Origin of the sequence: Streptomyces sp. ML-6, from assembly GCF_030116705.1 — a bacterium.
In the GTDB taxonomy this organism is placed as follows: domain Bacteria; phylum Actinomycetota; class Actinomycetes; order Streptomycetales; family Streptomycetaceae; genus Streptomyces.
This window is the reverse complement of the sequence record NZ_JAOTIK010000001.1, coordinates 1,714,753-1,740,324: the sequence shown is the minus strand read 5'-3', so window position 1 is coordinate 1,740,324 and position 25,572 is coordinate 1,714,753. Positions and strand designations below refer to the sequence as shown.

30 protein-coding genes are annotated in these 25,572 nt (G+C 73.4%); 24 read left to right on the top strand and 6 right to left on the bottom strand.

Translation table 11 applies throughout. The features are described 5' to 3' along the window. Positions 1-32 precede the first annotated feature (32 nt). Positions 33-212, bottom strand: a complete 180-nt coding sequence (locus OCT49_RS07720; RefSeq protein WP_283851141.1) for a hypothetical protein — start codon at positions 210-212, stop codon at positions 33-35. Between the two features lie 227 nt (positions 213-439). On the opposite strand from OCT49_RS07720, the gene OCT49_RS07715 reads away from it, so the two are divergent. The 4 genes from OCT49_RS07715 to OCT49_RS07700 all read left to right on the top strand — a co-directional run bounded on the left by OCT49_RS07715 (position 440) and on the right by OCT49_RS07700 (position 4,773). After that, complete coding sequence (locus tag OCT49_RS07715) at positions 440-1,714, top strand: NYN domain-containing protein (RefSeq protein WP_283851140.1); 1,275 nt, start codon at positions 440-442, stop codon at positions 1,712-1,714. A 291-nt stretch (positions 1,715-2,005) separates the two neighbouring features. After that, positions 2,006-2,980, top strand: a complete 975-nt coding sequence (locus tag OCT49_RS07710) for an ABC transporter ATP-binding protein (protein ID WP_283855706.1) — start codon at positions 2,006-2,008, stop codon at positions 2,978-2,980. Positions 2,981-3,194: 214 nt separating this feature from the next. Then, positions 3,195-3,923 (top strand): ABC transporter permease, encoded by a 729-nt coding sequence (locus tag OCT49_RS07705; RefSeq protein WP_283855705.1) that lies wholly within the window; start codon positions 3,195-3,197, stop codon positions 3,921-3,923. A 34-nt stretch (positions 3,924-3,957) separates the two neighbouring features. Next, on the top strand, positions 3,958-4,773 hold the full coding sequence (locus OCT49_RS07700) for an ABC transporter permease (RefSeq protein WP_283851139.1): 816 nt from the start codon (positions 3,958-3,960) through the stop codon (positions 4,771-4,773). Positions 4,774-4,829: 56 nt separating this feature from the next. Here OCT49_RS07700 and ybaK read toward each other — a convergent pair whose 3' ends face one another. The 4 genes from ybaK to OCT49_RS07680 all read right to left on the bottom strand — a co-directional run bounded on the left by ybaK (position 4,830) and on the right by OCT49_RS07680 (position 9,040). Beyond that, positions 4,830-5,336 carry a Cys-tRNA(Pro) deacylase gene (ybaK, locus tag OCT49_RS07695; RefSeq protein ID WP_283851138.1) on the bottom strand — a complete coding sequence of 169 codons (507 nt, stop codon included), beginning with the start codon at positions 5,334-5,336 and terminating at the stop codon, positions 4,830-4,832. Positions 5,337-5,382: 46 nt separating this feature from the next. Next, positions 5,383-6,126 carry an LON peptidase substrate-binding domain-containing protein gene (locus tag OCT49_RS07690; RefSeq protein ID WP_283851137.1) on the bottom strand — a complete coding sequence of 248 codons (744 nt, stop codon included), beginning with the start codon at positions 6,124-6,126 and terminating at the stop codon, positions 5,383-5,385. Between the two features lie 5 nt (positions 6,127-6,131). Further along, on the bottom strand, positions 6,132-7,157 hold the full coding sequence (locus OCT49_RS07685) for a hypothetical protein (RefSeq protein ID WP_502963345.1): 1,026 nt from the start codon (positions 7,155-7,157) through the stop codon (positions 6,132-6,134). A gap of 281 nt (positions 7,158-7,438) precedes the next feature. Beyond that, positions 7,439-9,040 (bottom strand): oxidoreductase, encoded by a 1,602-nt coding sequence (locus OCT49_RS07680; RefSeq protein WP_283851135.1) that lies wholly within the window; start codon positions 9,038-9,040, stop codon positions 7,439-7,441. A 150-nt stretch (positions 9,041-9,190) separates the two neighbouring features. On the opposite strand from OCT49_RS07680, the gene hisD reads away from it, so the two are divergent. From hisD to OCT49_RS07630, 10 genes are all read left to right on the top strand, one after another. After that, positions 9,191-10,513: a histidinol dehydrogenase gene (gene hisD, locus OCT49_RS07675; protein ID WP_283851134.1), complete on the top strand. Its 1,323-nt coding sequence runs from the start codon at positions 9,191-9,193 to the stop codon at positions 10,511-10,513. Then, complete coding sequence (locus OCT49_RS07670; RefSeq protein ID WP_283851133.1) at positions 10,510-11,643, top strand: histidinol-phosphate transaminase; 1,134 nt, start codon at positions 10,510-10,512, stop codon at positions 11,641-11,643. The genes hisD and OCT49_RS07670 overlap by 4 nt, the downstream gene beginning before the upstream one ends. Then, positions 11,640-12,242: an imidazoleglycerol-phosphate dehydratase HisB gene (hisB, locus tag OCT49_RS07665; protein WP_283851132.1), complete on the top strand. Its 603-nt coding sequence runs from the start codon at positions 11,640-11,642 to the stop codon at positions 12,240-12,242. Before OCT49_RS07670 ends, hisB begins: the two co-directional genes overlap by 4 nt. Further along, a complete protein-coding gene (locus OCT49_RS07660; protein WP_187438482.1) occupies positions 12,239-12,406 on the top strand; it encodes a CG2302 family histidine operon protein in 168 nt (55 codons plus the stop codon). The genes hisB and OCT49_RS07660 overlap by 4 nt, the downstream gene beginning before the upstream one ends. Positions 12,407-12,443: 37 nt before the next feature. After that, entirely contained in the window at positions 12,444-13,088 is a 645-nt protein-coding gene (gene hisH / locus OCT49_RS07655) for an imidazole glycerol phosphate synthase subunit HisH (protein WP_283855704.1), read from the top strand. Then, positions 13,088-13,813 carry a bifunctional 1-(5-phosphoribosyl)-5-((5-phosphoribosylamino)methylideneamino)imidazole-4-carboxamide isomerase/phosphoribosylanthranilate isomerase PriA gene (priA, locus tag OCT49_RS07650; RefSeq protein ID WP_283851131.1) on the top strand — a complete coding sequence of 242 codons (726 nt, stop codon included), beginning with the start codon at positions 13,088-13,090 and terminating at the stop codon, positions 13,811-13,813. The genes hisH and priA overlap by 1 nt, the downstream gene beginning before the upstream one ends. Further along, the gene (locus tag OCT49_RS07645) at positions 13,810-14,208 is read left to right on the top strand and encodes a RidA family protein (RefSeq protein ID WP_283851130.1); all 399 of its coding nucleotides are present in this window, start codon (positions 13,810-13,812) and stop codon (positions 14,206-14,208) included. The genes priA and OCT49_RS07645 overlap by 4 nt, the downstream gene beginning before the upstream one ends. Next, on the top strand, positions 14,205-14,960 hold the full coding sequence (gene hisF, locus OCT49_RS07640) for an imidazole glycerol phosphate synthase subunit HisF (protein ID WP_283851129.1): 756 nt from the start codon (positions 14,205-14,207) through the stop codon (positions 14,958-14,960). The genes OCT49_RS07645 and hisF overlap by 4 nt, the downstream gene beginning before the upstream one ends. Before the next feature lie 157 nt (positions 14,961-15,117). Beyond that, positions 15,118-15,705, top strand: coding sequence for an ArsR/SmtB family transcription factor (locus OCT49_RS07635; protein ID WP_283851128.1), 588 nt, complete (start codon positions 15,118-15,120; stop codon positions 15,703-15,705). 26 nt (positions 15,706-15,731) lie between these two features. Further along, positions 15,732-16,982, top strand: a complete 1,251-nt coding sequence (locus OCT49_RS07630; protein WP_283851127.1) for an MFS transporter — start codon at positions 15,732-15,734, stop codon at positions 16,980-16,982. Between the two features lie 17 nt (positions 16,983-16,999). On the opposite strand, the gene OCT49_RS07625 is transcribed toward OCT49_RS07630, so the two are convergent. Beyond that, positions 17,000-17,632: a TIGR03085 family metal-binding protein gene (locus OCT49_RS07625; RefSeq protein ID WP_283851126.1), complete on the bottom strand. Its 633-nt coding sequence runs from the start codon at positions 17,630-17,632 to the stop codon at positions 17,000-17,002. An 84-nt stretch (positions 17,633-17,716) separates the two neighbouring features. On the opposite strand from OCT49_RS07625, the gene hisI reads away from it, so the two are divergent. The 10 genes from hisI to OCT49_RS07580 all read left to right on the top strand — a co-directional run bounded on the left by hisI (position 17,717) and on the right by OCT49_RS07580 (position 25,567). Further along, entirely contained in the window at positions 17,717-18,100 is a 384-nt protein-coding gene (hisI, locus tag OCT49_RS07620; RefSeq protein WP_283851125.1) for a phosphoribosyl-AMP cyclohydrolase, read from the top strand. Between the two features lie 10 nt (positions 18,101-18,110). Beyond that, positions 18,111-19,604: an anthranilate synthase component I gene (locus OCT49_RS07615; protein WP_283851124.1), complete on the top strand. Its 1,494-nt coding sequence runs from the start codon at positions 18,111-18,113 to the stop codon at positions 19,602-19,604. A gap of 14 nt (positions 19,605-19,618) precedes the next feature. Beyond that, on the top strand, positions 19,619-20,272 hold the full coding sequence (locus OCT49_RS07610) for a TIGR02234 family membrane protein (RefSeq protein WP_283851123.1): 654 nt from the start codon (positions 19,619-19,621) through the stop codon (positions 20,270-20,272). Between the two features lie 127 nt (positions 20,273-20,399). Next, positions 20,400-20,648: an HGxxPAAW family protein gene (locus OCT49_RS07605; RefSeq protein ID WP_283851122.1), complete on the top strand. Its 249-nt coding sequence runs from the start codon at positions 20,400-20,402 to the stop codon at positions 20,646-20,648. A 77-nt stretch (positions 20,649-20,725) separates the two neighbouring features. Next, a complete protein-coding gene (locus tag OCT49_RS07600) occupies positions 20,726-21,244 on the top strand; it encodes a DUF2752 domain-containing protein (protein ID WP_391720117.1) in 519 nt (172 codons plus the stop codon). A gap of 115 nt (positions 21,245-21,359) precedes the next feature. Next, a complete protein-coding gene (trpC, locus tag OCT49_RS07595) occupies positions 21,360-22,169 on the top strand; it encodes an indole-3-glycerol phosphate synthase TrpC (protein ID WP_283851121.1) in 810 nt (269 codons plus the stop codon). An 8-nt stretch (positions 22,170-22,177) separates the two neighbouring features. Then, the gene (gene trpM / locus OCT49_RS40035; protein ID WP_502963344.1) at positions 22,178-22,441 is read left to right on the top strand and encodes a tryptophan biosynthesis modulator TrpM; all 264 of its coding nucleotides are present in this window, start codon (positions 22,178-22,180) and stop codon (positions 22,439-22,441) included. Between the two features lie 134 nt (positions 22,442-22,575). Beyond that, positions 22,576-23,856, top strand: coding sequence for a tryptophan synthase subunit beta (gene trpB, locus OCT49_RS07590; RefSeq protein WP_283851120.1), 1,281 nt, complete (start codon positions 22,576-22,578; stop codon positions 23,854-23,856). Continuing rightward, complete coding sequence (gene trpA, locus OCT49_RS07585) at positions 23,853-24,665, top strand: tryptophan synthase subunit alpha (protein ID WP_283851119.1); 813 nt, start codon at positions 23,853-23,855, stop codon at positions 24,663-24,665. Before trpB ends, trpA begins: the two co-directional genes overlap by 4 nt. Positions 24,666-24,739: 74 nt before the next feature. Next, a complete protein-coding gene (locus OCT49_RS07580) occupies positions 24,740-25,567 on the top strand; it encodes a DsbA family protein (RefSeq protein ID WP_283851118.1) in 828 nt (275 codons plus the stop codon). Positions 25,568-25,572 lie beyond the last annotated feature (5 nt).

Below are 25,572 nucleotides of genomic sequence, written 5' to 3'. Positions count from 1 at the left end.
TCCGGCCCGGGACCGGGCCGGGAAGGGCCGGGTCAGTTGTGACCGAAGCGCCGCTGGTGCTTACGAGCAACATCGGCAGGGCTGCCCTGGGCCTGGGACTGCGACTGTATCTGCGATTCGTACGCGGTGTCCCTGTCCTGTTCCGCGCTCCGGTCCGGACCGGTCGCGCGGTTCTGCCGGCCGCCCTGCTTGCGGTTCTTGTTCTTGGCCATGGTGGTGTTCCTCCTGTGGGGAATCTCGGGGCCAGGACCGCGTTCAGATTCACATGTCGGGGCAAACGGTGCATGTTGGATCATTACCGTGCGTAGTGGTGGCATGTTCCACAAGGTTTTCCGGATCCGCCACGCCGATGATCGAGTTCCGGCCGTCAACCCCTGCGCGGTCGGGCAGACTCGAAGGAAACCCCGGGCAAGGACCGCACCCGAACTTCTGGAAGAGGGTGGAACGCGTGGACCGTTGCGTCGTCCTGGTGGACGCCGGTTATCTGCTGGGCGCAGCCGCGAGCCTGCTGGCCGGAGAGCCCGCCCGTTCCCGCATCACCGTCGACCACGCGGCCCTCATTCGGGGCCTGCGGGAGCGCGCCGAGGAGGACACGCAGCAGCCGCTGCTGCGGATCTACTGGTTCGACGGCGCCCCCGACCGCGTGCCGCAGCCCGAACACCGCAGACTGCGCGTGATGCCCCGGGTGACGGTCCGGCTGGGCGCCCTCACCCGCAGCGACGGGCGCTGGGCGCAGAAGGGCGTCGACGCCGCGATGCACGCCGAACTCACCGAGCTCGCCAGGAACCGCGCCTGCTCCGACGTGGTGCTGGTGACCGGGGACGGCGACCTGCTGCCCGGCCTGATGTCCGCCAAGGAACACGGCGTCGCCGTCCACCTGTGGGCCGTCCAGGCCGCCGACGGCGACTACAACCAGTCCGAGGACCTGGTGGCCGAGGCCGACGAACGAAGGGTGCTCGACCGGGCCTGGATCACCCAGGCCGTACGGGCCAGGGACACCGGCGTCTGCGCCCCGCAGCCCGCGCCCCGCCCGGAGATCGCCGCGATCCTCTCCGCGCCCCTGCCCGAGGCGGCGCTGGCCGCCTCCGCCGAGCGGGCGTCGGAGGCCCGTGCACAGGAGTCCGGCCCCGCCGTCCCGCCGCCGGGGGAGAGCCCCGCCGCCGAACGGCCCGCGGGCGGGGGCCGGGGCGTCCCCACCCCCAAGGACCTGGCGGGCAGCCTGCGCGGCCCCGTCGCCCAGCCCGACCGGCCCGCCGCCGTGCCCGGCGGGGCGACCCTGCGCTGGTCGTCCGACCGGGGCTGGGTGGAGCGCGGCGGACCGCTGGGCGAGCCCGCCGAAATGGCCTCCCTGCCCACCCTGGCCCAGCTCACCAGCGCCGAACAGCGCTGGGCGGACCGTGAGGAGGACATCACCACCGTCGGCGGCGACCCCTTCGAGGTGGGCCAGGTCTTCGCCCGGCGCTGGATGGAACGGCTGCCCGAGACCGCCCACCTCCAGAAGCTGTCCACCATGTACCCGCGCATCCCGCACCGCATCGACGGCGAACTGCTGCGCTACGCGGCCCGGTTCGGCCTGCTCGCCCACAAGGACGACCAGATCGACGAGCACGACCGCTACGCGATCCGGGCGGGTTTCTGGCGGGAGGTCGACGTACGGGCCGCGGCGGAGCACGCCCCGGCGACGGCGGAGCGGCCGGGCCCGTCCGGCGGCTGACGGGCCGTGCGGCGCGCGTCCCCGGCGACGGTGGCCGACGCCCTGCCGCGCGGCCGGGCCCGGCCGCGGTGGCGGGGCCCGGCCGTGGCGCGCGGAGCCGCAGGGGTGCGGAGCCGTGCGGGTGTGCGAGGGGCGGGCGGTGCCGGTCGGCCCCGGACGGGACATCCAGCCGCCGAACACCGCGCCGAGGCCCGGCCCGCACGGCCCCGGGCACGGTCCGGGGCGCCCGACCCCGTACCCTCGTACCTCGTGAGTACGGGCACAGCACAGGCGCAGACGGCGACCGGGACCGTGTGCGCGGTGCGTGATCTGGTCAAGACCTATCCCGCGGCCCGCGGCCGCCGGGGCAGACCCGCCACACCCGAGGTGCGCGCCACCGACGGGATCAGCCTGGACGTGCGGCGCGGCGAGATCTTCGGACTGCTCGGCCCCAACGGCGCCGGCAAATCCACCCTGGTGAGACAGCTCACCGGACTGATGCGCCCCGACTCCGGCAGCGTGGACGTGCTGGGCCACGACCTCGTGCGCCACCCCGAACGGGCCGCCCGGCTGATCGGCTATCTCGGCCAGGAGTCCACCGCGCTCGACGAGCTGACCGTGTCGCTCGCCGCCGAGACCACCGGAAGGCTGCGCGGCCTCACGGCGGCGGACGCCCGCGCCGAGCGCGACGCCGTGCTCGACGAACTGGGCCTCGCCGAGATCGCGGGGCGCGCCCTGAAGAAGCTTTCCGGCGGGCAGCGGCGACTCGCCTGCTTCGCCGCCGCGCTGGTCGGCGAGCGGCCGGTGCTCGTGCTGGACGAGCCGACGACCGGCATGGACCCCGTCGCCCGGCGCGCCGTCTGGGCCGCCGTGGACCGGCGCCGGGCCGAGCGCGGCACGACGGTGCTGCTCGTCACCCACAACGTCATCGAGGCCGAGACGGTCCTCGACCGGGTCGCCGTGCTCGAACGCGGCCGGGTCATCGCCTGCGACACCCCGGCCGGACTCAAGGAACGCGTCGCGGGCGAGGTACGGGTCGAGCTGGTGTGGCGGGAACGCGCCCCCCTGGAGGTGCCCGAAGTGGCCGCGCTGCGGGCCTCGGCGCAGGAATCCGGGCGGCGCTGGGTGATGCGGCTCGGCCCCGACGAGGCACGGGCGGCGGTCGCCGCGGTGACCGGCGGGGCGGCCTTCGCCGCACTCGACGACTTCACGCTGGCGACGCCCAGCCTGGAGGACGTCTACCTCGCGCTCGGCGGGGCCGCGACCGAGGAGCTGGTGAAGTCATGACCGGGGTGGGCGGGGCGACCGGGTGCGCGTGCACGGCCGGGCGGGGAACGAACAGGAGCAGCGCCAGGTGACGAGCATCGTTCCCGACCACGCGGTGGGATCCGTCCCGCCGGGTGCGACCGGGCGGACCGCCGATGACGGCCGGACCGGCACGGCCGGAGGCGGGCGCGGCGACGAGGGGACGGCGCCCGCGCCGCTCGCCCCGAGGGCCCGGTTGTTCCCCTCGCTCGCGGCCGTCTACCGGGCCCAGCTGTCCCGGGCCCGGGTCGCCCGGATCCCGCTGCTCTTCGTCGCGACGTTCCAGTCCATCGGGATCATGGTGCTGATGCGCGGGGTCGTCGACGGCGGCTCGGAGGCCCGCGCCGTCGTCGCCGGGTCCAGCGTCCTCGTCGTGGCCTTCGTCGCGCTCAACCTCCTCGCCCAGTACTTCGGGCAGCTGCGGGCCGGCGGCGGGCTCGACCACTACGCCACGCTGCCGGTGCCGCCCGCCGCCGTGGTGCTCGGCGCGGCCGGGGCGTACGCCTCCTTCACCGTGCCCGGCACCGTCGTCACGGCCGTGACGGGCAGCGTGCTGTTCGGGCTGCCGCTGACCCACCTGTGGGTGCTCGCCGCCGTCATCCCGCTGTCCGGGGCGGCGCTCTCCGGGCTGGGCGCGGCGCTGGGGCTGCTCGCGCCCCGGCAGGAACTGGCCACCCTGCTCGGCCAGCTGGGCATGTCGGCGGCGCTGCTGCTCGGCGTGCTCCCGGCGGACCGGCTGCCCGCCCCGATCGGCTGGGCCCGGGACCTGCTGCCCTCGACCTACGGGGTCGAGGCGCTCTCCCGGTCCTTCGACGCCCGCCCCGACTGGGCGGCCGTCGCGCTGGACCTCGGCGTCTGCGCCGTCGTCGGCGTCCTCGCGCTGGCCGCGGCGACCTGGGCGTACCGCAGGGCGGCGGTCCGATGAGGCGCGGGCCGGGCACGCCTGGCACGATGGGGCGGTGACCGCACCTCTGACGCCGCCTCACCAGCCCTCGTCCAACGACCCCTGGCAGACCCCGCCCAGTTCGGGCGGCGGGGCGGGGCACCCCGGTGGCTTCGGCGGTCCCGGCGGACCGGGCGGCCCCGGTGGTTTCGACGGTCCCCACGGGAGCCTGCTGGAGTCCGGGGAGAAGAAGGATGTCGGGGCGGAGCTGCGCCGGGCCGCGGCCGTCGCCGCGCTCGTGACCGTCTCGGGCGTCGTGCTCGGGCTCCTCTGGCTGTGGCTGGCGCCCCGGGTCCCGCTGATCTCCGACGAGACCGCCGTCTTCCTGAGCAACAGCGAGGGCGAGGAGGCGGTCGGCGCCGACGGCACGTTCGTACTGCTGGCGCTGGCCTGCGGGGCCGTCTCCGGGGCACTGGTCTTCTTCTTCCGCAGGAGCGGCGGCATCGCCCTCGTCATCGGGCTCGCGCTGGGCGGGCTGCTCGGCTCGCTGCTGGCCTGGCGGCTGGGGGTATGGCTCGGGCCGGACCAGGACGTGGTCGCGCACGCGCGGGCGGTCGGCAAGGGCGTGGTCTTCGACGCACCGCTCCAGCTCCGCGCGAAGGGGGCGCTGCTGGCGTGGCCGCTGGGGGCGATGGCGGTGCACCTCGCGCTGACCGCGGCGTTCGGCCCGCGCGATCCGGAGCCGTGGGGGATGTACGCGGGTGGCGCCGGGCCGGTGCCTTCCGGCGGGCCCGTTCCTCCTGGTGGGCCCGTGCCGTCCGGTGGGCCCGTGCCCGCGGGTGGTGCGCCCGGGGACGGGGGGCCGTCGGGCGGGACGCCGGCCGGATCGTAGCCGGGGGCGGTGCGGGGCGCGTCTCCGCAGCCCCGGCCCCGTTTCCCGGCGGGGCTCTACGCGCCCCGGCCGATCTCCGCGAACACCGCGCCGGTGAGCGAGGCCAGGTCCTCGGGGGAGAGCTCCACCTCCAGACCGCGGCGGCCCGCCGAGACGCAGATCGTCGCGTGGGACCGGGCCGAGGCGTCCAGCACCGTGCGCAGCCGCTTGCGCTGGCCCAGGGGCGAGATGCCGCCGCGCACGTAGCCGGTGGTGCGTTCCGCCGCCGCCGGGTCGGCCATCGTGGCGCGCTTGCCGCCCACCGCGGAGGCCAGGGCCTTGAGGTCCAGCGAGCCGGCCACCGGGACGACGGCCACGGTGAGGGTGCCGTCGACGTCCGCGACGAGGGTCTTGAACACCCGCTCGGGGGCGACGCCCAGGGCCTGGGCCGCCTCCTCGCCGTAGGAGGCCGACGCCGGGTCGTGGTCGTAGGCGTGGACGGTGAACGCCGTGCCGGCCGCGGTCAGGGCGACCGTGGCCGGGGTGCCGCCGGACTGTTGCTGCTTCTTCGGCTTCTTCGCCACGGGGAAACGGTCCTCGGGTCGCTCGTCGCCGGCCGGGCCGGCCGGATCAGTTGGGGTGGGTCGGGGCGCGGGTCAGGTCCACCGCGGGCAGCGACGGCAGATGCCGGATGACGGCGGTCTCGGAGCGCAGCAGCGTCAGCTCCTCGCGCAGCCGGGTGGCGGTGTCGGGGGCCTGGAGCAGCCGCTGCTTGACCGGGACGTCGAGCACGGCCGCCGCCGCGACCAGGTAGGAGACGACGGAGGGGTCGTCGGGCAGCTCCGCGTTGGTGGTCAGGGAGCGTTCGCTCGCCCCGGCCAGTCGCTTCCGGTAGCTGTGGAAGGCCCGCAGCACGCCCTCGGCGAGTGCCCCCGCCTCCTCGCCGGGCTCCTCGTCCAGCTCTTCGAGCTCGGCCGTCAGGAAGGGGCCGCTCGCATCGACGGAGAGCAGCCTGACCCGGGTGGTGCCGGTCGCGAGGACCTCGAAGCTGCCGTCCGGCCGTTCCCGGATCTTCGCCGCGTCGGCGACGCAGCCGACCCGGTGGAAGGACTGCAGGGGGTCGGGGCCGAAGCCGTCCGCGGGGCCGCGCCCGGCGGTGGCGTTCACCTCGTCCGGCATCCCCAGGGCCGTCGGGGCGGTCTCGCGGCCGTCGCGGATCGCAACCACGGCGAAGCGCCGGGGTTCGTCCTCGTCGGTCTTCAGCAGCTCGCGCATCATGGCGCGATAACGCTCCTCGAAGACGTTCAGCGGCAGCACGAGGCCGGGGAACAGCACCACGTTCAGCGGGAACAGGGGCAGGCGAGCGGTGGTCACAACGCTCAAGCGTAATGGCCGCGGGTCCGGCCCCGGTCGGCCCGGTCCGGCAGAAGCGTTCCGCAGGCCACCCGGAGCCGTGCGTCCTCCCGTGCCTCCAGGAACCGGCCGAGCGGATCGTCGGAGACCGACGACCACGGGAACGACGCCGCGTGGGGTCCGATTCGCCGGAATTGTTCCAGTGCCTCGGCCCAGCGGCCCCGGGCGACCAGCACGAACGCCAGCAGGTTGCGGACCTCGGCCGGCCAGGGGTCGCCCGGCGCGAACGAGTCGGACAGCGTGATCGCCAGATCTGCCGCCGCGTCGATCCGTTCCTCCTGCACCGAGGTGGTCCGGGCCTCGGGCCCCTCGACCAGCAGGGCGAAGGCGGCCCGCAGCGGCAGCGCCTGGACCAGCGAGCCGGGCAGCGAGTCCTCGGCGGCCCGCTCGGCGAAGTCGAAGCACTCGCGGTGCGAGCCGTACCAGGCCGCGGAGAGGTAGCGCAGCGCCGCGACGTGGCAGCCGTAGTGGTGCGAGGAGCGCCGTACGGCCTGTTCCCACAGCGCCTCGAACACGGTGTGGGTGGCGTGGGTGCCGCGCGCGTGGTCGAGCGCGAGCCGCCAGGGCACCGGGTCGCGCGGATCGCTCTCGGCCGCCGCGGTGATCAGCGGCCCCATCTCGCGCAGCTGCTCGCTCCTGGCGGGCGACTCCCAGGCCCGGCGGACCGCCAGCTGCGCCTTGACGAGCAGGGCGTCCGGGTCGTGCGGGGCGGCGGCGAGCCAGGCGGTCAGCCAGCCGTCGCGGCTGCGGGCGAAGGCGACGAGCCGGACGAGGTAGCGGTCCCGGTTCTCCCACTCGGCGCGGTCCCGGGTGGTGGCGAGGAGCTTCGCGGCAGGCCCGTACTCCCCGAGGGCGGCGGCGACGAGCGCCGGCGAGAGCCGCTCGTCGGGGGCGTCGAGCAGCACCGTGTCGTCCGCGGGCAGTCCGGCGGGGCCCTGGGGGGAGCGCCGGAACCGGCCCGCGGTACGGAGCAGGGCACGAAGGAATGGCATGGTGCAGACCATTGAAAAGCGCTGGTCGGGGCGGCGCCAGAGGCGGGCTGTGAAGCTTTGGTGCCGAGTGGAGGGGTTGCATTCGGCCGGGTCAAGAAAAAGCAAAGGAAAGTGCGGAATCTGGCTTGTTCCTGTCGCTGCGGCCGGGGTTGTCCGATGCTGCGGACGCAGCCCGTCCGGGCGTTCGACCACGGCCCGGAACCCCCGCACGGGGCGCGCCGCACAAGGGATTCCGGGCGGGCCGGCCATCGGTCGCCGGTCCGCCCGTGGCCGGAATCCGGTCAGCCCCGGCGCAGCAGCCGGGTGGCGCCCGTCGCGACCGTCGTGGCCAGTATCCAGCCCAGCAGGACCAGCACGGCCGCGGCCCACTGCCAGCCGCCCTCCGTCCGCCAGTAACCGTCCTGGCCCAGGTTGATCACCGGGATCAGCAGGTCCAGCGCGTACAGGGCCGCGTTCCACTGCGGATGCTCGTCCGGCTTGATCGGCGCCGGCGCCTGCAGGGAGAAGGCCAGCGTCCCCGCCGCCCAGAGCAGCGCCATCCACACCGCCGCCCGCCCCGGCCGGTAGCCGTACGCCACCGCCCAGTCCTGGAGGAAGCCCCAGAGCTTCGCGGCGATCGGCAGCGTCTCGCGCCGCCGTCGCTGCTTGGCCAGCAGCACCTCGCGGGCGTCCGCGTCCTCCCCGCAGTTGCGCAGTACCGTCGCGAGCCGCTCGTACGGCTCCGGCACGTACTCCGGGGTCGCCGCCGCCACCCACTCCAGGCGCCGGGAGAGCGGGAAGTGCCCGTACGGGACGAGGTTCTCGTACACGAAACCGCCCATCGCCAGGCCGCCGGGCCCCGGCCAGCTGGTCGACACGTCGATCAGCGTGACGACCTTCGCGCCGTTCAGCACGACCCGGCCCTCCTCCGGCCGCTCCGCGTTGAACCGCAGCTCCGGGGTGACGATCCGGCGCAGCGACAGCTCCTCGTGCCGGCCCAGCACGAACCGCGCCTTGTGCAGGTCGACCGCGTCGCCGAACCGCCCGTCGTCGAGCCGCACCCCGCCGCGGCACTCGAAGAACTGCGACCGGGTGCCGCTCGCCGGGGTCGACGCCATGACGATGCCGAACGGGGGAGTGGTGCCCTGGAGGCCGGTGTCGACGCTCACCCACGCCTCGCTCATGTACAGCGTCCGCTCCACGGTCAGCTGCGGGGCGTTCAGCGCGCGCCGCCCCTCCCTGCCCCGCAGCCGGCTGCCGCGCAGGCTCAGCGAGCCGCCGACCTTCGCCCCGCGCAGACTCAGCTCGCCGCGCGCCTCCACCAGCTCCGCCTGGAGGTCCTGGGCGACCGACAGTCCGTCAGCGGCCAGGGCGCGACCGCCCCGGTCCGGACCGATCTCGATCTGGTTGATCAGTAAATCGGTGCCGATCTGGGCGTCGGTGAGCCGGATGCCGCGCTCGACCCGGCAGCGCGGCAGATGCAGATCGCCCTCGGTCCGCAGCCGGGCCGCCTCCAGCCGGGGCATCGCGCAGCCCACGAGCCGCAACGTCGTGAAGTGGCACTCGGGCAGCACCACCTCGTTCTCGAAACGGCAGCCGGTCATCTCGACGTACGGCGAGACCCGCCCGCCCGCGAGGTCGAGCGTCCCGGTGATCCGTACGCCCCGGAGCTTCAGCGCGGCGACCCGGCCCGGCCGCGGCGGCGGCCCGGACAGCAGCAGCCGGGCGACGACGCGCCCGCCCACACTGCGCTCGGGTCCCCACACGCGGGGCGCGAACGGATCGTCCCGCGCCGGGTCACGGGCGCGCAGATCGTAGGTACTGCCGTTCCGGAACGCCTGCCACATGCCCAGCTCGGCCGCGCTGAGACCATCAGGAAAATCACCGTCGTGGGGTTCGGTCACGATTCCCCCTTCCGCTTTCAGGCTGTTCTTCCCGCTGAGTGACGAGGTGAACGCCATCGGTCATCGAAGACGCCCGGAAGGCGTCCAGGACACGTATCAGCCAGTGATACGGACGACCGGATGCCGGAGGCGGTCTGCGAGAATTGCGGTGTGATCTCTCGAATCGATCTGCGCGGCGACGTCCTCCCCGAAGGCGGAGCCCTGCGCGACCTGCTGCCCCGTGCCGAGTTCGACGTGGAAGCCGCCCTGGAGACGGTGCGGCCCATCTGCGAGGACGTACGCCATCGTGGCTCCGCGGCAGTGATCGAGTGGGGGGAGAAATTCGACGGCGTACGGCTCGAATCGATCCGTGTCCCGGCCGAGGCGATCGCCGAGGCCGCCGAGAACCTCGACCCCGCGGTCCGGGCCGCCCTGGAGGAGTCGATCCGCCGCGCCCGCCTCGTCCACCGCGAGCAGCGCCGCACCACACACACCACCCAGGTCGTCCCCGGCGGCACCGTCACCGAGAAGTGGGTGCCGGTCGAGCGCGTCGGGCTGTACGTGCCGGGCGGGCGCTCCGTCTACCCGTCGTCCGTCGTCATGAACGTCGTACCGGCCCAGGAGGCCGGCGTCGAGGGCGTCGCCGTGGCCTCCCCGCCCCAGAAGGACTTCGGCGGCCTGCCGCACCCGACCATCCTCGCCGCCTGCGCCCTGCTCGGCGTCGACGAGGTGTACGCGGCCGGCGGCGCCCAGGCCGTCGCGATGTTCGCGTACGGGACGGACGAGTGCCCCCCGGTGAACCTCGTCACCGGCCCCGGCAACATCTACGTCGCCGCCGCCAAGCGCCTCCTCAAGGGCCGCGTCGGCATCGACGCGGAGGCCGGCCCCACCGAGATCGCGATCCTCGCGGACTCCACCGCCGACCCGGTGCACGTCGCCGCCGACCTGATCAGCCAGGCCGAGCACGACCCGATGGCCGCCGCCGTCCTCGTCACCGACTCCGCGGAGCTGGCCGCCGCCACCGAGGCCGAGCTGAAGCCGCAGATCGCCGCGACCAAGCACGTCACCGACCGGATCGAACCCGCGCTGGCCGGCCGCCAGTCCGCGATCGTCCTGGTCGACGACCTGGAGGACGGCCTCAAGGTCGTCGACGCCTACGCCGCCGAGCACCTGGAGATCCAGACCGCCGACGCCGCCGCCGTCGCCGACCGGGTCCGCAACGCCGGCGCGGTCTTCGTCGGCCCCTGGTCCCCGGTCTCGCTCGGCGACTACTGCGCGGGCTCCAACCACGTGCTGCCGACGGGCGGCTGCGCCTGCCACTCGTCCGGGCTCTCCGTGCAGTCCTTCCTGCGCGGCATCCACATCGTCGACTACACGCGCGACGCGCTCGCCGAGGTCGCCCACCACGTGGTGACCCTCGCCGAGGCGGAGGACCTCCCCGCCCACGGCGCCGCGCTCAAGGCCAGGTTCGGCTGGAAGGTTCCGCAGCAGTGACGCACGGCAACACCCCCCGCGGGGCCACCCGCATCGACGACCTCCCGATCCGCGACGAGCTGCGCGGCAAGTCGCCCTACGGGGCACCGCAGCTCGACGTCCCCGTACGACTGAACACCAACGAGAACCCCTACCCGCTGCCCGAGGAGCTCGTCGACCGGATCGCCGAGCGGGTCCGCGAGGCCGCCCGCGACCTCAACCGCTACCCCGACCGGGACGCCGTCGAGCTCCGTACCGAACTGGCCCGCTACCTCACCCGCACCGCCGGGCACGAGGTCTCCCTCGCCAACGTCTGGGCGGCCAACGGCTCCAACGAGGTACTCCAGCAGCTGCTCCAGGCCTTCGGCGGCCCCGGCCGCACCGCGATCGGCTTCGAGCCCTCGTACTCCATGCACGCCCTCATCGCCCGCGGCACCGGCACCGGCTGGATCTCCGGACCGCGCAACGAGGACTTCACCATCGACGTCGAGGCCGCCCGGAAGGTCATCACCGAGCAGCGCCCCGACATCGTCTTCATCACCTCGCCCAACAACCCCACCGGCACCGCCGTCGACGCCGACACCGTCCTCGCGCTGTACGAGGCCGCGCAGGCGGCCAAGCCGTCGATGGTCGTCGTCGACGAGGCGTACGGCGAGTTCAGCCACCGCCCCTCGCTGCTCCCGCTGATCGAGGGCCGGCCGAACATGGTGCTCTCGCGCACCATGTCCAAGGCGTTCGGCGCCGCCGGACTGCGCCTGGGCTACCTCGCCGCCGACCCCGCGGTGGTGGACGCGGTCCAGCTGGTGCGCCTGCCGTACCACCTGTCCTCCATCACCCAGGCCACCGCGCTCGCCGCGCTGGAGCACACCGATACGCTGCTCGCGTACGTCGACCGGCTCAAGGGCGAGCGCGACCGGATCGTCGCGGAGCTGCGCGCACTGGGCTACGAGGTCGTCGACTCGGACGCCAACTTCGTCCAGTTCGGCCGCTTCCCCGACAGCCACACGGTCTGGCGGCGGATCCTCGACCGGGGCGTCCTGGTCCGGGACAACGGAGTACCGGGATGGCTGCGGGTCTCCGCGGGCACCCCGGCAGAGAACGACGCGTTCCTCGACGCGGTACGCGAACTCAAGAAGGAGCACGACGCATGACTCGCGCGGCCCGCGTAGGAAGAGTCGAACGCACCACCAAGGAGACCTCGGTGCTCGTCGAGATCGATCTCGACGGCTCCGGCAAGGTCGACGTGTCGACCGGGGTCGGCTTCTACGACCACATGCTCGACCAGCTCGGCCGGCACGGGCTCTTCGACCTCACCGTCAAGACCGACGGCGACCTGCACATCGACACGCACCACACCATCGAGGACACCGCCCTCGCGCTCGGCGCGGCGTTCCGGCAGGCCCTCGGCGACAAGGTCGGCATCTACCGCTTCGGCAACTGCACCGTCCCGCTGGACGAGTCGCTCGCCCAGGTCACCGTCGACCTCTCCGGCCGGCCGTACCTGGTGCACACCGAGCCGGAGAACATGGCGCCGATGATCGGTACGTACGACACGACGATGACCCGGCACATCCTGGAGTCCTTCGTCGCCCAGGCGCAGATCGCCCTGCACGTCCACGTACCGTACGGGCGCAACGCCCACCACATCGTGGAGTGCCAGTTCAAGGCGCTCGCCCGCGCCCTGCGCTACGCCAGCGAGCACGACCCGCGCGCCGCCGGCATCATCCCCTCCACGAAGGGCGCACTGTGACCGGCCTCAGCACCATCCTGATCGTCGTCGGCCTGTTCCTGGCCGGCGGCGTCTACTCCTTCTCGAAGCAGAAGATGCCCCGCGGGGTCATAGTCCTGCTCGGCATCGGGTCCTTCATGTGCCTGCTCGCGGGCGTCATGCGGATCCAGGGACTCTGGGACTGAGGCACGGCTCGTGAGCGAACGGAACAAGAGCGACCGGATGAAGAGCGGCAAGAAGAAGGTCGTCGTCCTCGACTACGGATTCGGCAACGTCCGCTCCGCCGAGCGGGCCCTCGCCCACGTCGGCGCGGACGTCGAGATCACCCGCGACTACGAGAAGGCGATGAACGCCGACGGGCTGCTGGTGCCCGGTGTCGGAGCGTTCTCCGCCTGTATGGAGGGGCTGAGGAAGGCCCGCGGCGAATGGATCATCGACCGCAGGCTCTCCGGCGGCCGGCCCGTCATGGGCATCTGCGTCGGGATGCAGGTCCTCTTCGAGCGCGGCATCGAGCACGGCGTGGAGACGGAGGGGCTGGACGAGTGGCCCGGCACCGTCGCCCCGCTGAAGGCCCCGGTCGTCCCGCACATGGGCTGGAACACCGTGCGGGCCCCCGAGGACTCCCAGCTCTTCGCCGGCCTCGACCCCGAGGCCCGGTTCTACTTCGTGCACTCCTACGCCGTGCACGACTGGAGCCTGGAAGTCACCAACCCCAAGATCCGCGCCCCCCGGGTGACCTGGGCCACCCACGGCGAGCCGTTCGTCGCCGCCGTGGAGAACGGCGCCCTGTGGGCCACCCAGTTCCACCCCGAGAAGTCCGGCGATGCCGGCGCCCAGCTGCTGACCAACTGGATCGAGACGCTGTAATGCCGAAGCTTGAACTGCTCCCCGCCGTCGATGTCCGTGACGGACAGGCCGTCCGGCTCGTCCACGGCGAGTCCGGCTCCGAGACCTCCTACGGCTCCCCGCTGGAGGCCGCCCTCGCCTGGCAGCGCGCCGGCGCCGAGTGGCTGCACCTCGTCGACCTGGACGCCGCCTTCGGCACCGGTGACAACCGCGCGCTGATCGCCGAGGTGGCCGGTGCCATGGACATCAAGGTCGAACTCTCCGGCGGCATCCGCGACGACGACTCGCTCGCCGCGGCCCTCGCCACCGGCTGCCGCCGGGTCAACCTCGGCACCGCCGCCCTGGAGACCCCGGAATGGGTCGCCAAGGTCATCGCCGAGCACGGCGACCAGATCGCCGTCGGCCTCGACGTCCGCGGCACGACGCTGCGCGGCCGCGGCTGGACCCGTGACGGCGGCGACCTCTACGAGACGCTCGCCCGCCTCGACTCCGAGGGCTGCGCCCGCTACGTCGTCACCGACATCGCCAAGGACGGCACCCTCCAGGGCCCCAACCTGGAACTCCTGAAGAACGTCTGCGCCGCCACCGACAAGCCGGTCGTCGCCTCCGGCGGCGTCTCCTCGCTGGACGACCTGCGGGCCATCGCCTCGCTCGTCCCGGAGGGCGTCGAGGGCGCGATCGTCGGCAAGGCGCTGTACGCGAAGGCGTTCACCCTCGAAGAAGCCCTCCAGGTGGTCTCCGGATGAGCGATTCCGTCAACCGGGTCTCCTCCGGCGCCCCCTGGGAGGAGCGGTTCGGCTACTCCCGCGCGGTGGAGCTGCCGAACGGGCTCGTCCTGGTCTCGGGCTGCACCTCGGTGGAGAACGGCCAGATCTCCGCGGGCGGCCCCTACGAGCAGACCGTCACCTCCTTCAAGGTCGCCCTCGACGCGCTGAAGCAGCTCGGCCTGGGCCGCGAGGACGTCGTCCGCACCCGGATGTACGTCACCCACGTCCGGGACACGGAGGAGGTCGGCCGGGCCCACAAGGAGCTCTTCGGCGAGGTCCGCCCCGCCGCGACGATGGTCGTCGTCGCCGCTCTGGTGGACCCGAGCCTGGTCGTCGAGGTCGAGGTCGAGGCATACCGGGCAGGTGTGCGATGAGCCTCGCGGTACGCGTCATCCCCTGCCTGGACGTCGACAACGGCCGGGTCGTCAAGGGCGTCAACTTCCAGAACCTGCGCGACGCGGGCGACCCCGTCGAGATGGCGAAGCTGTACGACGCCGAGGGCGCCGACGAGCTGACCTTCCTGGACATCACCGCCTCCAGCGGCGACCGGGAGACCACCTACGACGTGGTGCGCCGCACCGCCGAGCAGGTCTTCATCCCGCTGACGGTCGGCGGCGGCGTCCGCACCGCCGAGGACGTCGACAAGCTGCTGCGGGCCGGCGCGGACAAGGTCGGCGTCAACACCGCCGCCATCGCCCGCTCCGACCTCGTCCGGGAGATCGCCGAGCGCTTCGGCCGCCAGGTCCTGGTGCTCTCGGTGGACGCCCGGCGCACCCCCGACGGCAGCTTCGAGGTCACCACGCACGGCGGCCGCAGGGGCACCGGCATGGACGCCGTCGAATGGGCGCACCGCGCCGCCGAGCTGGGCGCGGGCGAGATCCTGCTCAACTCGATGGACGCGGACGGCACCAAGGACGGCTACGACACCGAGATGATCACGGCGGTCCGCAAGCACGTGACCGTCCCCGTCATCGCCTCCGGCGGCGCGGGCCGGCTCGCCCACTTCGCGCCCGCCATCGCGGCGGGGGCCGACGCGGTGCTCGCCGCCTCCGTCTTCCACTTCGGCGATCTGCGGATCTCCGAGGTCAAGGACGCGCTCAGGGAGGCCGGCCACCCGGTCCGCTGACCCCGCACCACCCCATCGATCGCCGGACGGGCCGCCAGGGCCCGCCCGGCGATCGGCTTTTCCGGCGCCGTTCCGGTTCGGCCCCGCCCCGAAAACCCGCAACTTCTCTTGCGCAATAAATATTGCGCAAGTTTTCTTTCGTATCTAGGGTCGGGGCATGGCAAGCAACGAATCGCGCCGCGTCTCGGACCTGGAGACCCTGAAGGCGTTCGGACACCCCCTGCGGATGAAGCTCTACCGGGCCCTCTACGTCGCGGGCAGCGCCACCGCCTCCCAGCTCGCCGACCAGGTCGACGAGGCGGTCTCCCTGGTCAGCTACCACCTGCGCAAGCTCGCCGACCACGGCCTGATCGAGGAGGCCGAGCAGCAGGGCACGGACGGCCGCGAACGCTGGTGGCAGCCCGCCTCCAAGGGGCTGACCTTCCACGACGAGGACTTCAGGGACGCCCCCGAGAAGGCCGCCACGCACGCCGCCATCAACCGGCTCTCCTTCGACCAGCACATCGAGATGTACCGCCGCTACCTCGACTCGTCGAGCAACTGGCCCCCCGAGTGGCGCAGCGCCGCGTTCTTCTCCGAGTACCTGGCCCGCCTCACCGCCGAGGAACTCGCAGACCTGGGCCGGGAGATGAGCGAGCTGGTCAACCGCTACGAGAGCCTCGGCCGCACCCGCGCCGAGGCCGGCGACACGGAAGGCCGCGAGAACGTCGCGCTGCACCTGTACGGATTCCCGTTCCGCACCTGAGCCACCGCCCCAGAAGGACGCCCCGGATGACCGTCACCGACACCGCAACGCCCTTACCGACCGCCGGACGCCCCGCCCACCGCGACGCCAACGTCCTGCGCTGGCTCGGCGCCCACACCGCGTCCGTGATCGGCGACAGCGTCTACTACATGGCACTCGCCTGGGCCGCCGCCCGCACCGGCAGCGAGACCCAGACCGGCCTCGTCCTGGCCGCCGGCTCCATACCCCGGGCCGCGCTGATGCTCGGCGGGGGAGTGCTCGCCGACCGGATCGGACCGCGCCGCGTCGTCATCGGCAGCGACGCCGCCCGCTGCCTGGTCGTCCTGGGCCTGGCGGGCGCGCTGCTGCTCACCGCCCCGGCCCTGTGGCTGCTGATCGCCGTCGCGCTCGTCTTCGGCGTGGTCGACGCCCTCTTCCTGCCCGCCGTCGGCGCCCTGCCACCCCGGATCACCACCGAGGACCAGCTGGCCCGCGTCCAGGGCCTGCGCGGGCTCTCCGTCCGCACCGCCAACGTCGTCGGCGCCCCGCTCGGCGGCGTCGCGGTGGCCCTCGGCGGCCCGGCGCTCGCCTTCGCCGCGGCCGGGGTGCTCTTCGCCGTGTCGCTGCCGCTGCTGCTGTCCCTGCGGATCAGGCCGCTGCCCGGCGGGAAGGACACCAAACCGTCCGGCACCGCCCGGCAGGACCTGGCCGACGGGCTGCGGCACATCCGCCGCCACCCGCTGCTCGGCCCGCTGGTCCTCGTCGTCGCCGTCACCGAACTGGGCTTCTCCGGACCGCTCAACCTCGGCATGGTCCTGCTCGCCGGGGAACGCGGCTGGGGCGCCTCCGGCATGGGCTGGATCGTCGCCGCGTTCGGGACCGGGGCCGGCGCCTCCGCCCTGCTGCTCGCCGTGCGCGGCCGGGTGCCGCGCGCCGGGCTGGTGATGTGCCTGACGGTCCTGGCCGCCGCGGTCGCCGTCGGCGCCCTGGCCCACGTCCCGTCGGTGCCCCTCGCCGTCGCGGTGGCCCTCTGCGTCGGGCTCTTCGCCGGCCTCGGCGGCGCCCTGTGCGGAGCCCTGATCCAGACCGTCACCGAACCCGCCTACCTCGGCCGGGTCACCTCGGTGACGACCCTGTTCACCCACGCGATCGCCCCGCTCGGCTACCCGGTCACGGGCGCGGCCGTCGCCGTCTGGGGGACCGGCCCGGTCTTCGTCGTCAGCGCCGCGGTGTGCGCGGCCGGCGGGGTGACCGGACTGGCCCTCACCCGGCTGCGCCGCGCGGAACTCCCGGGCTGAACCCGCCCCCGTACGGCCTACATCCCCAGCTCGGCCCTGCCCAGCCGGTCCACCGCCTCCTTGTCGCCCTCCAGCCCCACCGCCGCGGCCTCCTGCCGCCCGAACGCGAAGAGCAGCAGCTCACCGGGCTCACCGGTGACCGTCACCACCGGGAGGCCCTTGTGCGCCACCACCGTCCGCCCGTCGGGGCGGCGCAGCACCAGCCCCACCGGGGACTTACGGCCCAGCAGCCGGGCCGTCCGCTCGGTGCGCGACCACAGCAGATCGGCGAAGACCGGGTCCAGCTCCCGCCGCGACCAGTCCGGCTGGGCCCGGCGGACGTCCTCCGCGTGGATGTAGAACTCCACGGTGTTGGCGGCCTCGTCGACCTGCTTCACGGCGTACGGGGAGAACCGCGGCGGCCCGGTGCGGATCAGCTGGACCAGCTCCTCGTACGGCTTCGCGGCGAACTCCGCCTGCACCCGTTCGAGCCGGTTCTTCAGCACGCCCACCAGTATCCCGCCCGCCGCGTCCGGCCGGCGCTCCCGGACCACCACATGGGCGGCCAGGTCCCGGGCGGTCCAGCCGTGGCACAGGGTCGGGGCCTCCGGGCCCGCCGCCTCCAACAGATCCGCGAGCAGAAGCCGTTCACGCTTCGCATGGGTCGACATGCTCGCCAGCGTACGACCGCCGCGCCCGGTCCGCCCAGTGGACGTCGCGCCGAACGGCCCCCGCGGCCACGGCACAATGGGCGCATGACCAGCGAGCCCACGCCCAGCACCCCGCCGCCGTCCGGCAACCTCGACCCGGCCATCGCGGCCCGCCTCAAGCGCGGCGCCGACGGACTCGTCCCGGCCATCGCCCAGCAGTACGACACCGGCGAGGTGCTGATGCTCGGCTGGATGGACGACGAGGCCCTGCACCGCACCCTCACCACCGGCCGGTGCACCTACTGGTCCCGCAGCCGGCAGGAGTACTGGGCCAAGGGCGACACCTCGGGCCACATCCAGCAGGTCAAGTCCGTCGCCCTCGACTGCGACGCCGACACCGTCCTCGTCAAGGTCGACCAGACGGGTGCCGCCTGCCACACCGGCGACCGCACCTGCTTCGACGCCGACGTCCTCCCACTCGCGCAGTAGGGCAGCCGCCATGGATCTCGACACCTTCCGCAAACTCGCCGTGGACCGGCGCGTCATCCCCGTCAGCCGCAGGCTCCTGGCGGACGGCGACACCCCGGTCGGGCTCTACCGCAAGCTCGCGGCCGAGCGCAGCGGCACCTTCCTCCTGGAATCGGCGGAGAACGGCCGCACCTGGTCGCGCTACTCCTTCATCGGGGTACGCAGCGCCGCCACCCTCACCGCGCGCGACGGCCAGGCCCACTGGCTGGGCGTCCCGCCCGTCGGCGTCCCCGTCGACGGGGACCCGCTGGAGGTCCTGCGCGCCACCATCGAGACCCTGCACACCCCGCACGACCTGGTCGTCGACGACGGACTGCCCCCCTTCACCGGCGGCATGGTCGGCTACCTCGGCTACGACATCGTGCGCCGCCTGGAACGGATCGGCGACAGCGCCGAGGACGACCTCCACCTCCCCGAGCTGACCATGCTGCTCACCTCGGACCTGGCCGTGCTCGACCACTGGGACGGCAGCGTCCTGCTGATCGCCAACGCGATCAACCACAACGACCTCTCGACCGGCGTCGACGAGGCGTACGCGGACGCCGTCGCCCGCCTCGACGCCATGGAACGCGACCTCTCGCGCCCCGTCGAGAACACCCCCGCCGCCCTCCCGCCGTCCGAGCTGCCCCCCTACACCGCGCTGTGGGGCGGCAAGGCGTACCAGGACGCCGTCGAGGACGTGAAGGAACGCATCAGGGCCGGCGAGGCGTTCCAGGTCGTCCCCTCGCAGCGCTTCCAGACCCCCTGCGCCGCCAGCGCGCTGGACGTCTACCGGGTGCTGCGCGCCACCAACCCCTCGCCGTACATGTACCTCTTCCGGTTCGACGGCTTCGACATCGCGGGCTCCAGCCCGGAGGCCCTGGTCAAGGTCGAGGACGGCCGCGCCATGGTCCACCCGATCGCCGGCACCCGGCACCGCGGCGCCACCCCGCAGGAGGACCAGGCGCTCGCCGACGAACTCCTCGCCGACCCCAAGGAACGCGCCGAGCACCTGATGCTGGTCGACCTCGGCCGCAACGACCTGGGACGGGTCTGCGAACCCGGCACCGTCGAGGTCGTCGACTTCATGTCCATCGAGCGCTACTCGCACGTGATGCACATCGTCTCCACGGTCACCGGCCGCGTCGCCGAGGGCCGCACCGCCTTCGACGTGCTCACGGCGTGCTTCCCCGCGGGCACCCTCTCCGGCGCGCCCAAACCCCGGGCGATGCAGATCATCGAGGAGCTCGAACCCACCCGCCGCGGACTGTACGGGGGCTGCGTCGGCTACCTCGACTTCGCCGGGGACTCCGACACCGCCATCGCCATCCGCACCGCGCTGCTGCGCGACGGCACGGCGTACGTCCAGGCCGGGGCGGGGGTCGTCGCCGACTCCGACCCGGTCGCCGAGGACACCGAATGCCGCAACAAGGCGGCGGCGGTGCTGCGCGCCGTCCATACGGCCAACCGGCTCCGCGGCGCGTGAAGCGGTAGGGGATAGTGGAGTACGTGAGTGCCGTATCCGTACCCCAGCCCCGAGCCGTCACCGCGCCCGACGCCCCGGGAAGCCGCCGCAGCCTGGCCGCCGGCCTGCTCCTCGGGGCGGCCGGCGCCACCGTCGTCCTGCTGTCCTCCGGCCAGACCTGGGCCGAGGGCCGGGCCTCGGTCGGCGGCGGCTTCCTGCCCCTGTCCGCCGAGGGCCAGGACGTCACCGGGCTCCCCGCCGTCCTCGCCGTGGTGGGCCTGGCCGCCCTCGTCGCCGTCTTCGCGGTGCGCGGCGCCGGGCGGCTGGTCGTCGCCGGGCTCCTCGCCCTCAGCGGCCTCGGCGCCGGAGTGAGCGCCTGCCTCGGCGCCGTCGACCGGGCCGCGCTCGACGAGAAGGCCGCACAGTCCACCGGCGACGCCCAGGCCACCATCGACGCGCTCAGCCACACCGTGTGGCCCTACGTCACCGCCGCCGGCGGCCTGCTGATCCTGCTGGCCGGGCTGCTCGCGCTGCGCTACGGGAAGCGCTGGCCCACCATGTCGGCCCGCTACGAACGGGACGGCACCCCCCGCCCCCGCAGGGCCGCCCGCACCGCCCCGGACCCGGACCGGCCCGAGGACCTGTGGAAGGCACTGGACCGCGGCGAGGACCCGACGCGCGAGGTGTGACCCCCGGCTCACGTCCTACCCGCACGTACGGGACAATGAAGCCGATCTCTCGGCACGGCGGTCCCAACGGCGCCACCGGCCCTGCGTACAGCGATACCAACAGCGCATCACCAACAAGGAGCAACTCATGGCGGGCAGCAGCCACGGACACACCCCGGCCGCCTGGACCGGTGTCATCATCTCCTTCATCGGCTTCTGCGTCGCCGGCGTCTTCATGGTCGCGGCCAACCCCGTCGGCTTCTGGGCCGGAATGGCCGTCGTCCTCCTCGGCGGCGTCGTCGGGCTCGCGATGAAGGCCGCGGGCCTCGGCATGCCGAAGGAGTCCGCGGAGATGGCCCAGGCCAGGGCCCGCGCCGCGCAGGCCCAGACCTCCTGAGGCACGGCATCCGTACGAGCGCGAGGCGCAGCCCGGTCCGGGCTGCGCCTCGCCGCTTCGGCGGGGACAATCACCGGGTGGACGCAACGCCTACCCCGCCCGCCGCCGTGCCGTCACCGGCCCCCGGGCCCGCCCCCGGCGGCCCGCCGGTGCCCGGACAACCGTTCCCGCCGGGCCTCCCCCCGGCGCCCGCGCCCGTCCCGCGCGCCCGGCGCCTCGCCGTACCGGCGGGCGTCCTGGCCCTGGTCGTGGGCGCCTTCGGCTACGTCGGCACCGTGGACCCCAACGAGCCCGGCCACTACCCCGTGTGTCCGCTGCTCCGCTTCACCGGGCTCTACTGCCCGGGCTGCGGAGGGCTGCGCAGCGCCCACGCCGTCGCGCACGGCGACATCGCCGCCGCCCTCGGCTCCAACGCGCTCGCCGTCGCCGGCTACGCGGTTTTCGCCGCCCTGTGGGTGGTCTGGACGGTCCGCGCCTGGCGGGGCAGGCCCATGACCCTCGCGGTCCGGCCCGCCGTGTGGTGGGCGATCGGGGCCGTGCTGCTGGTCTTCTCGGTCGTCCGCAATCTGCCGTTCGGTTCGGCTCTGGCCCCCTGAATGCTCAGCTGGTGGGACGTTTCCCGAGCGGATTCGAGCCCTTCGCCCTCCTGCGGATAGCATTGACATGGCTGATCCTGTTCCCTCATCACCGTCCCGGAAGGGGGCCGCTCGCGTGAGTGTGCTCGACGAGATCATCGACGGCGTACGCGCCGACCTCGCGGAGCGGCAGGCGCGTGTCAGCCTCGACGAGCTGAAGGAGCGCGCCCAGCGCGCCCCGGCGGCCAAGGACGGAGCCGCCGCCCTGCGCGGCGAGGGCGTCAACGTCATCTGCGAGGTCAAGCGTTCCAGCCCCTCCAAGGGGGCCCTGGCCGCCATCGCCGACCCGGCCGCACTGGCCGCGGACTACGAGGCGGGCGGCGCGTCCGTCATCTCCGTCCTCACCGAGCAGCGCCGCTTCGGCGGTTCCCTCGCCGACCTGGAGGCCGTCCGCGCCAAGGTCGACATCCCGGTCCTGCGCAAGGACTTCATCGTCACCTCGTACCAGCTCTGGGAGGCCCGCGCCTACGGAGCCGACCTCGCCCTGCTCATCGTCGCCGCCCTCGACCAGGAGGCCCTGGTCTCCCTGATCGAGCGCGCCGAGTCCATCGGCCTGACGCCGCTGGTCGAGGTGCACGACGAGGAGGAGGCGGAACGCGCCGTGGACGCCGGGGCCAAGGTCATCGGGGTCAACGCGCGCAACCTGAAGGACCTCAAGGTCGACCGCTCCACCTTCGAGCGCGTCGCCCCCGAGATCCCCGACCACCTCGTCAAGGTCGCCGAGTCCGGTGTCCGCGGCCCGCACGACCTGATCGCGTACGCCAACGCGGGCGCCGACGCGGTGCTCGTGGGCGAGTCCCTGGTCACCGGCCGCGACCCGCGGGCCGCCGTCGCCGACCTGGTCGCCGCCGGCGCCCACCCGGCGCTCCGGCACGGACGGGGCTGACCGGAACCGTGTACGCCGACCGCCCCGTGCTCCGTGTCCGCAGGGCCCCGCGCCCCGCCGGGACCACGGCTGCCCGGGACGGGTCCGCGCCGCCGCACGGCTGTCTCCCGCCGCTCGCCCACCCCCAGCCCCGACGCTGCGCGCCGCCCTTCTGGCACCGCGGCTGCCGCGCCCCCGCCCGCCGGGTGCACGGCCGACGGGTGCGGTACGTGATCGGCGACGAACCCGGCCAGGTCAACGGCATGCGATGGCGCACGGGGACCGCGCCGTAGCGAGCCCCGGCCGACGTACCCGCAGTTTTCGACGTACGTACGCCCCCACCGCCCGACCGTCCCAGGTCGTGGCGGCGCTCCGCCCACGGTGCATACGGTGATCCCACCCATTGCGATGTCGAGGAGCACGTCGGATGTCATCTGACTTCTTCATCCCGGACCCGGAGGGTCTGATCCCCAGCGCCGAGGGGTATTTCGGTGCGTTCGGCGGCAAGTTCATCCCGGAGGCGCTCGTCGCCGCCGTGGACGAGGTCGCCGTCGAGTACGACAAGGCGAAGGCCGACCCGGCCTTCGCCGCCGAGCTCAACGAGCTCATGGTCAACTACACCGGCCGGCCCAGCGCGCTGACCGAGGTGCCGCGCTTCGCCGAGCACGCGGGCGGGGCCCGGGTCTTCCTCAAGCGCGAGGACCTCAACCACACCGGCTCGCACAAGATCAACAACGTGCTGGGCCAGGCGCTGCTCACCAGGCGCATGGGCAAGACCAGGGTCATCGCCGAGACCGGAGCCGGCCAGCACGGCGTCGCCACCGCGACCGCCTGCGCGCTCTTCGGCCTCGACTGCACCATCTACATGGGCGAGATCGACACCGAGCGGCAGGCGCTGAACGTGGCGCGGATGCGGATGCTCGGCGCCGAGGTCATCGCGGTGAAGTCCGGCTCCAGGACCCTGAAGGACGCCATCAACGAGGCGTTCCGCGACTGGGTCGCCAACGTGGACCGCACCCACTACCTCTTCGGCACCGTCGCGGGCCCGCACCCCTTCCCGGCCATGGTCCGCGACTTCCACCGGGTCATCGGCGTCGAGGCCCGCCGCCAGATCCTGGAGCGGGCCGGCCGGCTGCCGGACGCCGCCATCGCCTGCGTCGGCGGCGGCTCCAACGCCATCGGACTGTTCCACGCCTTCATCCCGGACGCGCACGTCCGGCTGATCGGCTGCGAACCCGCCGGCCACGGCGTGGAGACCGGCGAGCACGCGGCGACCCTGACCGCGGGCGAGCCCGGCATCCTGCACGGCTCGCGCAGCTACGTCCTCCAGGACGACGAGGGCCAGATCACCGAGCCGTACTCCATCTCCGCGGGGCTCGACTACCCCGGCATCGGCCCGGAGCACTCGTACCTCAAGGACATCGGCCGCGGCGAGTACCGCGCGGTCACCGACGACGCGGCCATGCAGGCGCTGCGCCTCCTGTCCCGCACCGAGGGGATCATCCCGGCCATCGAGAGCGCCCACGCGCTGGCCGGCGCCCTGGAGGTCGGCAGGGAACTCGGCAAGGACGGGCTGCTCGTGGTCAACCTGTCCGGCCGCGGCGACAAGGACATGGACACGGCAGCCCGCTACTTCGGGCTGTACGACGCAACCGACGGGGTCGTCGAGGCCGATGTGGCCGACGGGGAGCAGGAGGTCACCAAGTGAGCGGCAACGTGGAGCTGTTGAGCGCCTCCCTCGCGCAGGCGAAGACGGAGGACCGGGCCGCGCTCATCGCCTACCTCCCGGCCGGCTTCCCGACCGTCGACGGCGCGATCGAGGCCGTCAAGGCGGTCGTGGCGGGCGGCGCGGACATCGTCGAGGTGGGGCTGCCGCACAGCGACCCGGTCCTCGACGGCCCGGTCATCCAGACCGCGGACGACATCGCGCTGCGCGGCGGCGTGAAGATCGCCGACGTGATGCGCACGGTCCGCGAGGCACACGAGGCGACCGGTGTCCCGATCCTCGTCATGACGTACTGGAACCCGATCGACCGCTACGGCGTCGAGCGCTTCACGGCCGAGCTCGCGGAGGCGGGCGGCGCCGGGTGCATCCTGCCCGACCTGCCGGTCCAGGAGTCCGGCCCGTGGCGCGAGCACGCCGACAAGCACGGTCTCGCGACCGTGTTCGTCGTCGCGCCGAGCAGCAAGGACGAGCGCCTCGCCACCATCACGGAGGCCGGCTCCGGCTTCGTCTACGCCGCCTCGCTGATGGGCGTCACCGGCACCCGGAACTCGGTCGGCGAGCAGGCCCAGGACCTGGTCCGGCGCACCCGCGCCACGACGGAGCTGCCGGTCTGCGTCGGCCTGGGCGTCTCCAACGCCGCACAGGCCGCCGAGGTCGCGGGCTTCGCCGACGGGGTGATCGTCGGCTCGGCCTTCGTCAAGGCGATGCTGGACGCCCCCGACGAGGAGGCCGGCCGGGCCGCCGTCACCTCCCTGGCGGGCGAACTCGCCGAAGGCGTTCGAAAGCGCTGAACCCGGTGTAACCCGAACGGGTGGACCTGGACCGGGGAGGCACGCGCGTGCCTCCCCGGTTCGTTGCTGCGGGTGTGAGCGAGAAGAACGAACAGGGAAAAAGGGCCGCGCGAGAGCGGCTCGTCCAGCAGCGCGAGCGCGAGCGGGCCGGCGAGCGCCGCAGGCGCACGCTGATCGTCGCCGCCGCCGTGGTCGGCGTGCTGGGCCTGGCCGCCGTCGTCGGCGTGATCGCGGCGAACACCAACGGCAAGAGCGGCAAGAGCGACACGGCGGGCCCCGCGGTCGTGCCCTCCGGCGCGACGGGCAAGGACGGCCTGGCCATCCGGGTCGGCGCGGACGACGCCCCGTCCACGCTCACCATCTGGGAAGACTTCCGCTGCCCGGTCTGCGCCCAGTTCGAGAACGCGTTCCGCGACACCATCCACCAGCTGGAGAGCACCGGGCAGATCAAGACCGAGTACCACCTCGCCACGATCATCGACGGCAATCTCGGCGGCAGCGGCTCGCTGCGCGCGGCCAACGCGGCGGCCTGCGCGCAGGACGTCGGCAAGTTCTCCGCGTACCACGACGTGCTCTACCGCAACCAGCCGCAGGAGGCCGACGACGCCTTCGGCGACAACGACAAGCTGATCGAGCTCTCGGGCAAGGTGCCGGGGCTCGACACCCCCGCCTTCCGCAGCTGTGTGAACGACGGCAAGCACGACAGCTGGGTCCGGAAGTCCAACACGGCGTTCCAGAACGGCGGATTCCAGGGCACACCGACCGCCCTGCTCAACGGGGAGCCGATCTTCCCGAAGAAGGGCGACGAGCCGATCACCGTGGCCAACCTGAAGAAGTGGGTGGCCGAGGCCAACAAGGGCAAGAAGCCGGGCACGGCCACCCCGGCCCCGTCGGGCTCCTGACCGGA

Excerpts from the sequence above, each read along its gene's own strand:
- OCT49_RS07720 (WP_283851141.1), bottom strand. The coding sequence starts at position 212 with ATGGCCAAGAACAAGAACCGCAAGCAGGGCGGCCGGCAGAACCGCGCG.
- OCT49_RS07685 (WP_502963345.1), bottom strand. The coding sequence starts at position 7,157 with ATGCCATTCCTTCGTGCCCTGCTCCGTACCGCGGGCCGGTTCCGGCGC.
- hisB (WP_283851132.1), top strand. The coding sequence starts at position 11,640 with ATGACTCGCGCGGCCCGCGTAGGAAGAGTCGAACGCACCACCAAGGAG.
- hisH (WP_283855704.1), top strand. The coding sequence starts at position 12,444 with ATGAAGAGCGGCAAGAAGAAGGTCGTCGTCCTCGACTACGGATTCGGC.
- priA (WP_283851131.1), top strand. The coding sequence starts at position 13,088 with ATGCCGAAGCTTGAACTGCTCCCCGCCGTCGATGTCCGTGACGGACAG.
- OCT49_RS07645 (WP_283851130.1), top strand. The coding sequence starts at position 13,810 with ATGAGCGATTCCGTCAACCGGGTCTCCTCCGGCGCCCCCTGGGAGGAG.
- hisF (WP_283851129.1), top strand. The coding sequence starts at position 14,205 with ATGAGCCTCGCGGTACGCGTCATCCCCTGCCTGGACGTCGACAACGGC.
- OCT49_RS07635 (WP_283851128.1), top strand. The coding sequence starts at position 15,118 with ATGGCAAGCAACGAATCGCGCCGCGTCTCGGACCTGGAGACCCTGAAG.
- OCT49_RS07630 (WP_283851127.1), top strand. The coding sequence starts at position 15,732 with ATGACCGTCACCGACACCGCAACGCCCTTACCGACCGCCGGACGCCCC.
- OCT49_RS07625 (WP_283851126.1), bottom strand. The coding sequence starts at position 17,632 with ATGTCGACCCATGCGAAGCGTGAACGGCTTCTGCTCGCGGATCTGTTG.
- hisI (WP_283851125.1), top strand. The coding sequence starts at position 17,717 with ATGACCAGCGAGCCCACGCCCAGCACCCCGCCGCCGTCCGGCAACCTC.
- OCT49_RS07615 (WP_283851124.1), top strand. The coding sequence starts at position 18,111 with ATGGATCTCGACACCTTCCGCAAACTCGCCGTGGACCGGCGCGTCATC.
- OCT49_RS07605 (WP_283851122.1), top strand. The coding sequence starts at position 20,400 with ATGGCGGGCAGCAGCCACGGACACACCCCGGCCGCCTGGACCGGTGTC.
- trpB (WP_283851120.1), top strand. The coding sequence starts at position 22,576 with ATGTCATCTGACTTCTTCATCCCGGACCCGGAGGGTCTGATCCCCAGC.